The 12,714-nt window shown below is 38.0% G+C and carries 14 protein-coding genes; 13 read left to right on the plus strand and 1 reads right to left on the minus strand.

What is annotated here, in order from left to right:
* The first annotated feature begins 5 nt into the window (after positions 1 to 5).
* Together V7D18_RS00590 and gpmA are read left to right on the plus strand one after the other, a co-directional pair.
* A complete protein-coding gene (locus V7D18_RS00590; protein ID WP_426150416.1) occupies positions 6 to 890 on the plus strand; it encodes a fructose bisphosphate aldolase in 885 nt (294 codons plus the stop codon).
* Positions 891 to 903: 13 nt separating this feature from the next.
* Entirely contained in the window at positions 904 to 1,674 is a 771-nt protein-coding gene (gpmA, locus tag V7D18_RS00595; protein WP_426150418.1) for a 2,3-diphosphoglycerate-dependent phosphoglycerate mutase, read from the plus strand.
* A gap of 227 nt (positions 1,675 to 1,901) precedes the next feature.
* On the opposite strand, the gene V7D18_RS00600 is transcribed toward gpmA, so the two are convergent.
* Positions 1,902 to 2,486: a TetR/AcrR family transcriptional regulator gene (locus V7D18_RS00600; protein ID WP_426150420.1), complete on the minus strand. Its 585-nt coding sequence runs from the start codon at positions 2,484 to 2,486 to the stop codon at positions 1,902 to 1,904.
* Positions 2,487 to 2,835: 349 nt separating this feature from the next.
* Between V7D18_RS00600 and V7D18_RS00605 the strand changes: the two genes are divergently transcribed.
* The 11 genes from V7D18_RS00605 (at position 2,836) to V7D18_RS00655 (ending at position 12,711) form a co-directional block, all read left to right on the plus strand.
* On the plus strand, positions 2,836 to 3,900 hold the full coding sequence (locus V7D18_RS00605) for an NAD(P)H-dependent oxidoreductase (protein WP_426150422.1): 1,065 nt from the start codon (positions 2,836 to 2,838) through the stop codon (positions 3,898 to 3,900).
* An 81-nt stretch (positions 3,901 to 3,981) separates the two neighbouring features.
* The gene (locus V7D18_RS00610) at positions 3,982 to 4,452 is read left to right on the plus strand and encodes a hypothetical protein (protein ID WP_426150424.1); all 471 of its coding nucleotides are present in this window, start codon (positions 3,982 to 3,984) and stop codon (positions 4,450 to 4,452) included.
* A complete protein-coding gene (locus tag V7D18_RS00615) occupies positions 4,431 to 5,153 on the plus strand; it encodes a hypothetical protein (RefSeq protein ID WP_426150426.1) in 723 nt (240 codons plus the stop codon). Before V7D18_RS00610 ends, V7D18_RS00615 begins: the two co-directional genes overlap by 22 nt.
* A gap of 226 nt (positions 5,154 to 5,379) precedes the next feature.
* Positions 5,380 to 6,390 (plus strand): methyltransferase, encoded by a 1,011-nt coding sequence (locus tag V7D18_RS00620; RefSeq protein WP_426150428.1) that lies wholly within the window; start codon positions 5,380 to 5,382, stop codon positions 6,388 to 6,390.
* A 17-nt stretch (positions 6,391 to 6,407) separates the two neighbouring features.
* Positions 6,408 to 7,070: an L-2-amino-thiazoline-4-carboxylic acid hydrolase gene (locus V7D18_RS00625; RefSeq protein WP_426150430.1), complete on the plus strand. Its 663-nt coding sequence runs from the start codon at positions 6,408 to 6,410 to the stop codon at positions 7,068 to 7,070.
* 38 nt (positions 7,071 to 7,108) lie between these two features.
* Complete coding sequence (locus V7D18_RS00630; protein WP_426150432.1) at positions 7,109 to 7,561, plus strand: MarR family transcriptional regulator; 453 nt, start codon at positions 7,109 to 7,111, stop codon at positions 7,559 to 7,561.
* 18 nt (positions 7,562 to 7,579) lie between these two features.
* Positions 7,580 to 8,686 (plus strand): ABC transporter substrate-binding protein, encoded by a 1,107-nt coding sequence (locus V7D18_RS00635; protein ID WP_426150434.1) that lies wholly within the window; start codon positions 7,580 to 7,582, stop codon positions 8,684 to 8,686.
* A gap of 5 nt (positions 8,687 to 8,691) precedes the next feature.
* Positions 8,692 to 9,729: a FecCD family ABC transporter permease gene (locus V7D18_RS00640; protein ID WP_426150436.1), complete on the plus strand. Its 1,038-nt coding sequence runs from the start codon at positions 8,692 to 8,694 to the stop codon at positions 9,727 to 9,729.
* Positions 9,729 to 10,499 carry an ABC transporter ATP-binding protein gene (locus V7D18_RS00645; protein ID WP_426150438.1) on the plus strand — a complete coding sequence of 257 codons (771 nt, stop codon included), beginning with the start codon at positions 9,729 to 9,731 and terminating at the stop codon, positions 10,497 to 10,499. Before V7D18_RS00640 ends, V7D18_RS00645 begins: the two co-directional genes overlap by 1 nt.
* Positions 10,500 to 10,550: 51 nt before the next feature.
* Complete coding sequence (locus tag V7D18_RS00650; RefSeq protein WP_426150440.1) at positions 10,551 to 10,943, plus strand: metal-dependent transcriptional regulator; 393 nt, start codon at positions 10,551 to 10,553, stop codon at positions 10,941 to 10,943.
* Positions 10,944 to 10,983: 40 nt separating this feature from the next.
* Positions 10,984 to 12,711 carry an ABC transporter ATP-binding protein gene (locus V7D18_RS00655; RefSeq protein ID WP_426150442.1) on the plus strand — a complete coding sequence of 576 codons (1,728 nt, stop codon included), beginning with the start codon at positions 10,984 to 10,986 and terminating at the stop codon, positions 12,709 to 12,711.
* Positions 12,712 to 12,714 lie beyond the last annotated feature (3 nt).

The raw sequence follows: 12,714 nt of genomic DNA on the forward strand, positions 1-12,714 counted from the left end.
ATAACATGAAAACAGAACAATTAGAACGAATAAAGCATGGTGCAGGATTCATTGCAGCATTGGATCAGAGCGGAGGGAGCACACCGAAGGCTCTGAGAGACTATGGAATTGAGACTTCAAAATACCATACAGAGGATGAAATGTATGATCTGATTCAGCAAATGAGAAGCCGGATTATCAAAAGCAAGGCATTTTCGTCCAATCATATATTAGGAGCAATCCTGTTTGAAAAAACAATGGAACGTAAAATTGATAACCTGTATACTGCGGATTATCTATGGGAGAAAAAAGGGATTGTTCCTTTTCTGAAAATTGACAATGGACTGGATGAAGAAAAAGACGGGGTTCAGTTGATGAAGCCGATTCCTAAGCTGGATGAACTTTTGAATAGAGCGGCCGCCAAAAATATTTTTGGAACAAAGATGCGTTCCGTTATCCATGAAGCAAATGGTGATGGTATTCATGCGATTGTAGAACAGCAGTTTGAACTAGGTCAGAAAATTTCTGATGCCGGATTTGTACCGATTCTGGAACCTGAGGTAGATATACATAGCAGCAGCAAACAAGAAGCAGAGAAAATGTTGATTACGGAAATGATAAGCCATCTAAAAAAACTGGATGATTCAATGAACATTATGCTGAAGGTGTCTATTCCTTCTGTAGCCGGAACTTACAATGAGCTAATGAAAGATCCGAGAGTTGTGCGAATTGTGGCACTATCCGGTGGCTACAGTCGTAAAGAGGCAAATGAACTGTTGAGGCAGAATCCGAAACTGATAGCCAGCTTTTCCAGAGCACTTATTTCTGACCTTTCTGTAAAGCAGACACCGCAAGAATTTGATGAGGTATTATTGAAAACAATTATTGAAATTTACGAAGCATCCTTATAGGGAGGGACTGAATATGAATCATCAATTAGTATTACTCCGTCATGGAGAAAGTATCTGGAATTTAGAAAACCTGTTTACCGGCTGGACAGATGTTGACTTATCAGAAGCCGGCAAAGAAGAAGCAAGAGAAGCTGGTCGGTTGTTTAAGGAGCAAGGATATGAATTTGACCTCTGCTATACCTCTTATCTGAAACGTGCAATCCATACGCTTAATTTTGCCTTAGAGGAAATGGATGCAGAATGGCTGCCTGTAATAAAGGCATGGCAGCTTAATGAGCGCCATTATGGAAAATTACAGGGATTAAATAAGTCACAGACGGCTGAAAAATATGGAGAGGAACAGGTGAGAATCTGGCGGCGTTCTTTTGATGTACAGCCACCGTCCTTAGAGCCGCAGGATGAAAGAAATCCGGCGCATCAGAAAGCATATCAAAATGTAGCGGAAAACGAATTGCCGTTAGCGGAAAGTCTGAAAGACACCATCGCACGGGTTATTCCATACTTTGAGAAGCAGATCAGACCACAGCTTATGGCAGGAAAAAGAGTACTGATTACAGCTCATGGAAATTCCCTGAGAGCGCTGGTCATGTATCTGGAGCATCTTTCACAGCAGGAAATCATAGGGCTTAATCTGGCTACGGGCATACCATTGGTATATAGACTGGATGATAAACTTTCGGTCATTAATAAGCAGTTTTTAGGAAATCCTGATGTGATAGCCGCAAAAATGAAGATGGTAGCAAATCAGGGAAAAGCAAAAACAATAGAAAGCACTTTAAAATAGTTACGTGCAGATACCTTTACATTCCAATGGGTGCGGCTGTTGGAGAAACCCGGACGAGGTGAGAGTGTAGAGATAAAAGAAAGATTGTGAAAAAAGCAGTCTATTGTATACAGTGAAGTAGGTAAAAAACATACCATAAGCCACCAAGTCATTCTTAGATCTTGGTGGCTTATGGTATGTGACATCGTGGATATGAATGCCGTATTTAATGTGCCGTAATATTAGTATCACTTCAAGCTTATATCTTGATGAAAGGCAACTGAATCTAAAATAGGTTTTAAACTTTCAACAATCTTTTGAGTCATATTTTGTCCATTATTGTCAAAAATATATTTTATTGTGGTTGTGACTAAAGATGCATAGATACATGCATGGTAATCGGCAAGTTCTGGATTGGACACATTATGCTCGGCTATATAAGCCTTGTATTTGTTTTTCAACAGCAACTGCATATCATCGTAAACATGTATAGAATATGTATTAATTTTCCATAGAGCGCATATTATATCTTTTTGATTCAGAAGTCTATCATAGACGGCTTTTATATATTGTGATAAATCATCGCTATTTTTGTCTGCAAATCTTTCCTCCAGAAAAAGAGAATAGTCAGTAAGAATTTCTTCAGAAATAGTTTTAGCAAGTTCGAATTTGTCTGCATAATGTTTATAAAAAGTTGAACGATTTATTAATGCTTTTTCTAATATGTTTTGGATTGTTATTTGTTCAAAATCCTTTTCATTAAGTAATTGTATAAATGTATTTTTTATATTGTTTCGTGTTTTAATTACACGCAGATCTAATTTGTAATCCATAAGTACACCTTCTTCTATTTCCATTTTACTAAATTTAGAAGGGAAAAGCAACACATACGAATGTTAAACAACATTATGTCCAGCAATCTTAACATCATGATTTTTTAGTTTTAACAGATCTATATACGTAGAATATAGCATTTGCGAATCTCCTGTAGTTAAATGAGGTTGAAAACCATCAAGGCTTCTTGATTTATATAAATAAGCAACAATTATTTCAATAATTGTTGCTTATCAAATACTTGAGGCTTTTTTGGTGATTGATAATAAGTCGAAATAATACTAACTTATATATGCAGTACTATTGTAAATGATTGTTTCGGAAACGAATTAATGGAAGGAGTAAATTATGATAAATTCTAAAAAGATATTAGGAATCTGCGTTAGTAATCGCAAAAACGGTAACAGTTCAATTATCTTAAACGAACTGTTGCGACCAGCCAGAGAAGCAGGCCATGAAATTGAAATCTTAAATTTGGGGGCATTAAAAATTTTACCTTGCAGAGGATGCTTCGCTTGCAGTAACTCTCATAATTGTGTTCTAAAAGATGACTTGAATATGGTTAAGGAAAAAATCGAAGTGGCGGATGCCATCGCGTTGGCATCACCTTGCTATTACCTTTCCGCACCGTCCACATTAAAAGCAATTATGGATAGATCTGCTGCTTGGGCCATTAGCAAAACAGCCAATAGCAGCAAAAAAAAATATGGAGTAGCAGTGTCGGTTGCCGGCGGCGCGCCAATTGAATTTTCGCTGCAGAGAATTTTTACCAGTTTATTTTTGGGATTATATAACTGTGAAATTACCGGTCAATTGACCATCGGACATGCTTTTAACAAAGGAGAGGTTTTGCTGGCACCAAGTAAGCTAAAGCTGGTGTCAGAACTTGGTGAAAACCTTTGTCGTTCCATTGAAGAAGATTGCTGCATCAAATCAGCAATTAATGAATGTGAAGATAAATTGGTATGCCCACATTGCTTATCCGATGTGTTTCAAATTTATCAAGATGGACGTTTAATCTGTCCAGTTTGTGGCGGGGAATTAAAGCATATAAATGAAAACGATACTATAGTCGGTTTTAACCGATTTTCCGTTCCGGGGGCGCGTGAGCATAATGCTCATATCGTCAATAATGTAATCGGTGGAATGCTGGCTAGCGATGAAATCAGCCAAAGATTAGAAACTTATTGGAAGTCTGAGGTCTTACCCAAAGAAGACTATCAAATTGATCTTGATTTAACTGGGGTAAAGGATTCGCTTAACTGGGATAATGAAGCACTCGACGCTTTAAAAGCTACTATTCCTCCTGCGTTCGAAGAAATCATAAAGAAGGTTATTACTAAAAAAGCGCTTCAAAACGGTGAAACTCGTATAAACAAGGAAACCGCGCGGCGCTATCTACCTAAGTTTTAAGATATTTTGCAAACAAAGCAGTTGTCTCAACCATTTGATTAAAATTTTTACATATTAACCATTATTAAAGGAGGATCTACCATGACAAGCCAAATTAAATTTAAAAAAGGAACTTATAAGTTTCATACCAATCCAAACTTCAATTATCAATTAAATCGGACTTATGCTTGGAGCAATGGCGATTTGGAAGAACTTAAAACCGTCGCAGCCAAAATTACAGATGCTGCGACATGGGAAAAGGAACTACTTGAATTAGCGGAAAAAGCCTTGCAGGAAAAACGTATGGAAAATGCTATTGCTTACTATCGCATGGCGGAATTCTTTATGTACGACGGACATCATGCTAAAATCACGACGTATGACAAAGCCGTTAATCTTTTCTATGATTATCATGCCGATTTATTCAAATCCGGAATGATTAAAAGAGATTTAGTACCATTTGGTGCGGCCACCTTCCTGTGTTATATACGATTCCCGAAGACGGTAAATTTACGGATACCATTTTGCTCCATGGCGGATATGATTCTTATATGGAAGAATTTGTACCAATGATGCTCTATCTCCGAGAAAATGGTTTTGCGGTTTACCTTTTTGAAGGACCCGGTCAGGGTGGAGCACTAAGAAAAGAAGGATTGACATTTATTCCGCAATGGGAAATTCCGGTAAAAACGATATTGGATTTTTATAACCTGAATGATGTAACGATTATCGGCCTATCTCTTGGCGAAATGCTGGCACCCAGAGCTGCTGCATTTGAAGGAAGGATTAAACGGGTTGTTGCCTGGAGTTTACTGCCCAATCTGTTTGACCTGTTTCTGTATGATATGCCTAAAAGTTTTCAACAGTTGACCCGTTTACTGATGGAAATGGAAAATGAAGAAGTTATTAACTTAATAATGAAGAGTTTAATGAAAAAAGATCCGCTGATTGAATGGGCCATAAATCATGGAATACATAACATGGGTGTGCACACTCCATATGAGTATTTGAAAAAGATAAATCAATTCCAATACATGGATGTTGCCAATAAAATAACCCAAGATTTTCTGCTTATAGGTGCTGAAAAAGACCATTTTATTCCTGTTGAATTTTACAAGCCCGTCATCGACGAGTTGAAAAATGTTAATTCTCTTACATATAGGCTTTTTACTGAAAAAGAGAGCGCTGAAAATCATTGCAACGCTGGAAATACTAAACTTGTTCTTGACACAATTATAAATTGGATAAATGTAGTTAAGCCGTTTTTAAATTGAGCGAAGCTACCTTAATTAATTATTTTCTTTATAGCCACATCGTTTTTTCTGAAAGCGGTGTGGCTATTCCTATAAGCATTACTATATTAAAATAGCCTAAATATGAGAAAACATATTCTTTAAAGATAAATTTAACTTATTTGTATGCTTGACATACAAATAAAAAGGATGTATACTTGGCATACAATAGGTTAGCGATAACTAACCGATGAAAGGAAGTGAAATAATGTATCAGTCAAAAGGAAATCAAAAGCTGTATTATAAAATGCTTCATCAAAAACGAGAAACAGAGCTGCTTTTATCAGCATTAAGGGTGAAGTTGTTTTCTTATCTGGAAAGCTGGGAAACTCCAAAAGCTGTTGCAACGAAATCAGACTTAAATGAGCGGAATTTATCTTTTGTGCTAAATGCATTAGCATCCATTGGATTACTTGAAAAAAGTAACGAAGCTTATAGAAATACTCAGCAGAGTAATGATTTTTTAAATCCAAACAGCCCAGTTTATTTGGGTGAGAGTATTCTTTTTAGGGAGAAAATGATGTCTCTGCAAGGTATCGAAGAGCGTTTGATAAACGGTCCTGACAAAAACGTTCTTCATAATAATAAAGGGATAGAGGTATATGATTTTTATGAGGCTGCACGGGTGAGCATTCCTGAAATGTATACAGGACGTGTTCAGTCTCTGATTCAGGCAGTTACAAATCTTTATGGAAATAAAATCCCTGAAAAGATACTTGACCTCGGTGGAGGCTCAGGGATTCTTGCAATAGAGCTTGCAATTACCTTCCCGAATTGCAAAAGCGTTGTTTTTGAGCATCCTAACGTAGCACGGCTGCCACGTGAATTAGTGTCAGAGAGAAACCTCTCTGAGCATGTAAGTGTGATAGAAGGAGACTTTAATGCAGATGATATCGGAAAAGGATATGATCTGATTATTGCTTCAGGAGTACTGGACTTTGCAAAAGACCATTTGGATTCCGTGATGAGCAAATTATATAACGCTTTAACATCAAATGGTTACCTATATGTTGTTACGCATAATGTCAGTGAGGATTATCAGAATCCGCCTGAGAGTATTCTTGGCTGGTTATCCAGCCATTTGGACGGACTTGATGTACTGCTTACAAAAAAGGAAATTGAAAATGCTTTAACAAGACATGGATTTCAACATATTCATAGTGATGACGATGGTGGAGTATTTGAAGGGCTGCAAGGTGAATTTTATTTAAGAAAATGAAAGCGGGTGACAGAACAATGAAACTGTACGGTTTGATATATCATCTTGGAATGATACGCTCACACGGTGCAATGGAAAAGAAGTTCGGGAAAGAATATACAATGCGCTTTACCGCAATGTCAGACAGATACTTTAAACAGGTCGACCGAAAAACGCCCGATATCGGCAAATCCGTTTTTGCGTTTAATTATGCTTTTGCTCCCTCTTATATTGCGTGGTATAAAACCGCCGTGGAACTTGGTACAAACGATAACGATATACAAAAGCTCCTGTGGCTGATGAGTGAAAAGATAATTACTACCATTCCCCCATTTTTCCGCAAAGCCTGCGGAAAAATATATCTTAGTAGTTTTCGTAAAAAAGCACCATTACACGAAAAAAAGGAAATACAGGGAAAAGTCCATGCCTATGATTTTTTCATTCATTTTATTCCCAGAGACAAAAGGCAATTTGGCATTGATATTACAAGATGTGGAATGAGAACGATTGCCGCAGATTTTGACGCTCTTGGTATATTCCCTGCAGTATGCCGCGTGGATTATATGATCGGCGAATATCTCCATTTGGGATTTACACGAACAAAAACCCTTGGGGATGGAGATGATTGTTGCAATTGCCACTATGAAATAGGAGGTATATGCAGGTGGGCTCCAGAAGAAGGATTTGTAAACAGAAAATAAGTTGTTTTAAATTTTTTACTTAAAAGGAGGTTTCCAAGATGGAAAAGTTACAAAAACTTGTGATTAATGATTTTATACAGATGACAGAGCGAATAGCCAATGGAAAGACAAATGTATTAGATTTTGGCTTAGAAGGAATGCAATTCTATCGTGGAGAAATCCACATGATTAAAATGGTGGGTGATCATCCAGGTATATTTATTTCTGAAATGGCACGCAACTTTAATGTAACACGTGCTGTAGTAGCAAAAACTGTCCGAAAGCTTGAAGAGCATGGCTTTCTCGAAAAAAAAGAGGATGACGAGGACAAAAAGCGCTTCTGCCTTTTCCTTACAGAAAAAGGGGAAATGGCTTATAAGCTTCATAACCAGTATCATCAGGAATATGACCGCCCGTTGTTTGCTTATCTTGAAAGTTTGAATGACAACGAACTTCATATCATTCAGGAATTTTTGAAGCATGCAAATGCTTTGATAGAAAATCATTTTTAAAATAACTGGAGGGATAAAATGAAATCTAAAAAAATATTGTTCTTAATTTTATCTATTGCTTTGACTATGGCTTTAGTAGGCTGCGGGGCACCAGAAAATGCACCTGTTACAGAATCTAAAAATTCATCAGCATCAGGCATGAGAACGATAACCGATTTAGGAGGAAACACCGTGACTGTGCCAACGGCAGCAGAAATTCAGCGTGTCGTCATCATATCCCCACCAACGACATCAGTACTTTTGGGCGTTCTTTCTGATCCTGACATGATTGTAGGAGCTAATTCCAGAGCTTTTACGACTTCAAATGCTGAAATTGTAAGCAAGCTTTTTCCCAACTGGAATGGCGTTGAGACCTCATTTATAAGCGAAGGCTTTGTATCTAATACTGAGGAACTTTTAAATCTCAAACCGGATATTGTGTTTTATTATGGAGAAGCTCAGAAATCGGGCATTGAAAATCTGGGGATACCTATTGTTGATATGATGAAAAAAGGAGATAACAATCCGGAAACAGTTACAATCGCATGGGATAACCTGATGCGTGAGATATTTGAGGTCGATAATTCTGTTTCGCTTCAGAACGAATGGGAAGCTTCCAACAAAAAGGGAGCAGAGGTTCTTGATACATATACAGGAGAAAAAAAGACTGCACTATTTCTTTTCAGCAATACGGGAGGTGTGATTTCCGTATATGGAAGCGGAACTTATGCAGATACGTGGTTTGAAAAAAGCGGTCTTGTCAATGCGGCAGCAGAAATATCAGGACAGGCTGAAGTTAGTATGGAACAGCTTTATGAGTGGAATCCCGATCTTATTTATGTATTTATTGGAAGCCCTGCTTCTGCTATGCTGAAAAACAAAATTAATGGACAGGACTGGAGTTTGCTTTCCGCTTATCAAAATAACACAATCTTTGATATTCCACAGGGAATCTATTCATGGGGTGCACCATGCTCAGATGCTCCGCTTACACCGCTTTGGATGATTTCAAAAAGTTATCCGGAGTTGTTGAGCGAGAGTGATTTTAAAATGCTGTTTAAAGATTATTACAGCAGGGTGTATAAAATTACGTTGGAGGAGGAGCTGATTTCTGCTGTGCTTAGTCCGCGACAGTTGCAGAAATAATGATTATGAATAAAAAACGAAAAACTATTAAAACAAAAGATAATTATAAATTAAAGTTTATTTTGCTCGCAGTGCTTCTTGTTCTTGTAATGGTAGCGTCACTTTTTGGAGGACGTTACCATATGGAATATGGGGATGTTTTAAAGCTTATAGAAGCAAAGCTATCTGGAGTTTCGTATCCGGGCTTTGAAGTTGCAGAGCATGTCCTATTTCAAGTTAGGTTGCCGCGTATTCTTATTGCCTTACTCGTTGGAGCAGGCTTGTCCATAGCAGGAGCTTCACTGCAGGGACTATTTCAAAATCCTCTTGTCAGTCCTGATATTCTTGGTGTTTGTTCCGGCTCAGGCTTTGGTGCGGCGCTTGGAATACTCCTTACATCCGGCATGGGCGTGATGACATCAGTATTGTCGTTAGCATTCGGACTGATCAGTATGTTCCTAACACTTTTTATGGTTCGAGCCAAGGGGCAAGCTCAAACCATGTCCTATATTTTATCAGGGATTATTGTGACCTCGGTATTTTCTGCTCTAACATCACTAATTAAATATGTTGCTGATGTAAACGATCAACTTCCGACAATAACCTTCTGGTTAATGGGGAGCTTTGCAAATACGGAATTCAATGACTTAAAAATGATCATTTTGCCAATTGTTATCGGTATTGCAGGGCTGCTACTTTTACGGTGGCAGCTTAATATTTTGTCGTTAGGAGAAGAAGAGGCATATTCCCTTGGAGTAAATCCACAAGCGGCACGTATAGCGGTTATTCTGTTCAGTACAATTATTACGGCTGCCTGTGTAATGGTTTCCGGTATCGTTGGCTGGGTAGGTCTGGTTATTCCGCATATATCCAGAAGAATTATGGGGGTGAACCACAAGGGCTTACTTCCTGCATCTATGCTGCTTGGTGGAACTTTTATGGTAATTGTAGATAGTGTTGCCCGTAATCTAACTGCAGCTGAAATACCAATCGGAATACTAACAGCGTTAATCGGGGCGCCATTCTTTGCACTCATTTATAATCGAATGAAAGGAGAATCATAATGTTGCTTCGTGTAGAAAAAGGAAGTTTTTATTATACATCAGATACACCTATTTTGCAGGATATTACGTTATCGTTGGAAAAAGGCGAAGTAATTGCTGTTATGGGGCCAAATGGCATAGGAAAAACTACGTTCTTAAAATGCTTGATGGGGATTTATAAGTGGAAATCAGGTCGTTCACTCATTGATGGAAAGGATACTGGTAACGCGAGAAAACAGATTGGATATGTACCACAGGCACACCGATTTTCGTTTCCGTATTCAGTCAGGGATATGGTTGTGTTTGGCAGAGCAAAGTATCTGCCTGCATTTGCATCACCTGGGGAAAAAGATTATGAGTTTGCTGACAGAGCCTTGGAAGAGGTAGGCATTTCAGCAATTAGTGATAAATCTTGTAATCAGTTAAGCGGCGGACAGCTTCAAATGGTTTTGCTTGCCCGTGCGTTAGTCGGAGAGCCTCAATTGCTGATATTGGATGAGCCAGAATCTCACCTCGATTTTGGAAATCAGATCACAATATTAAAAATAATTAAAAGACTAGCAAAAGAAAAAGGAATTGCCTGTGTAATGAATACACACTATCCAAATCATGCGCTTAATATTGCGGATAAGACCTTACTTTTAAAGGGAAACAAATTTCTTGTAGGGAAAACGGATCAAATACTTACAAAAGAAAATATACGAGAATATTTCGGAGTCGATTCCATTATTGTTACAGCACAAAAGGATGATAGAGCGATAAATGCCTTTGTATTAACTGATTTGATTTAAAAATGAATGTGGAAAACAACTTAGCGTGTCCAATGAAAGGCGGTGAGAAAAATGATAACCGTTACACATGCAATGGAAAATTATCTGAAAGTAATTTATGAACTCATACAACTAAATGGCATGGCACGCGTTACTGATATTGCGGATAGAATGCATGTTACAAAGGCTACGGTTTCTCAAACGACAGATAAATTGGTCGCTCTGGGATGTGTAAAGAAGGAAAAATCAAAAGGGGTATGGTTAACGGAGTTAGGAAAAGAAAAGGCAGAAAGTGTAACGGAAACATTTCATATACTTGATTGCTTTTTAACCGATATTTTAGGTGTTCCAAAAGACATATCCAGAAAAGATGCCTGCTTGATGGAGCATATATTAAACCAACAAACAATAGCAAAGATAAACAATTATATGATGAGAAAAATTGCTCTCAATAATGAGGTTTAAATAGGATAGATTTAAAATATTTAATTAGGAGGACTGCAAATTGAATCAAGAAGAACTTATTCGAAATGTGAAAAGTAAAAATCGAGTTTCTAATATATTAATTGCTTTTAAGGTTATATTTGATTTGGTTCCGCAACTTTTAACCATACATATGGTTGCGTCCTTTTTTTTAGGGAAACTGACTTTAACGATAGTTGCGTGGGATGGAGGATTAATGCTAGTATCCTTCCTCTTAAAAGCTGCTTGTTCTTATATTTCAACTTGGGAAGCACATAATGCTGCATACAGTACCTTAACAGATTTAAGGCTGCAATTGATTCGGCACTTAAAAAAATTGCCTTTGGGATTTTTTCAGGAAAGAAAAATTGGAGACCTGACAAATATCGTAGAGAATGACGTGGAACAGGTGGAATTTTATCTTGCGCATGGATTGCCGGAAATTGTATCGGCTACCGTGCTCCCAATCATTATTTTTATTATCATGATTTTTCTGGACTGGCGCCTGGCACTGCTGATGATTTCGACTTTGCCGCTGATGTTGCTGACAAAGAAAATTTCTGCTTCAGTCTGGGATAAGAACCAAAAAATATTTGTAGATAGCACAAAAAGTATGCAGGAAAGCTTAATGGAGTATATTCAGAATATTGCAGTGATCAAGGCATTCAGCAAAGAAGAGAACAAAACGAAAAAAACAATTCAGCTTTCAAAAAATTATGTCCATTGGGCTAGAAAGGCTTCAGCAGGAGTCGCAGTATCCATGGGTTTTATTGATGTCTTTATGGAAGGCGGAGTAGTTCTTGTCATGATTTTGGGAACCTATTTTCTTTCAAGGGCGCAAATTACGATACCAGTATTTATTATTTCGATGATGCTGGGGAGAGCTTTTGCTTCATCGATTGCCAAAGCAGCAACCTTGCAGCATTATAACATCATATTTAATCATGCGATGTACGAAGTCGAATCGGTGCTGAATGTTCCAGTGCCGGAAAGAAAAGAGACAAACGAAAATGTTCGGGAAGGCAACATTAATATCAGCAATGTGGATTTCTCGTATTCCGGTAAAGACAGTTCTCTTGAAAATATAAATATTATTTTAGAAAAACATTCCCAGAATGCTCTCGTTGGAGCCTCTGGCTGTGGAAAAAGCACATTGGCTAATCTCATCATGGGATTTTGGGAACCACAGAAAGGCTGCATTACGATAAACGGCGTCGATACCAAAAGCATGTCTGAAAAACAACTGAACTCGCTGACATCCATTGTGCAGCAGGACACGTTTCTCTTCAATATAAGCATGGAAGAAAATATCCGAATCGGAAAACCGGACGCAACCTTGGATGAGATTATTTCTGCGGCTAAAAAAGCCCGTATTCACGACTTTATTTGCTCATTACCACAGGACTATCAGTCAAAAGCCGGAGAATCTGGTGTTAAATTTTCCGGCGGTGAAAAGCAAAGAATCGCTATTGCCAGAATGATTTTAAAGGATGCACCGATTATCATTCTTGACGAAGCAACTGCAGCAGTAGATGCGGAAAACGAAAAATACATACAGGCGGCCATAGAGGATTTAAGCAGGGATAAGACAGTCATTATGATTGCTCATCACTTAAATGCCATCAGGGATGTGGATCAAATCGTTGTGATGGATTCGGGGAAAATTGTGGCTAAGGGGAAACATAATGAGCTGATGGAGCGCTGTGAGTTATATCAAAAGATGGTCTATGATCAAAACAAAGTAGATTGCTGGAATATAAAGGAGGGCTGATAA

It is taken from the genome of Lacrimispora sp. 38-1 (assembly GCF_049890855.1).
Taxonomy (GTDB): Bacteria; Bacillota; Clostridia; order Lachnospirales; family Lachnospiraceae; genus Lacrimispora.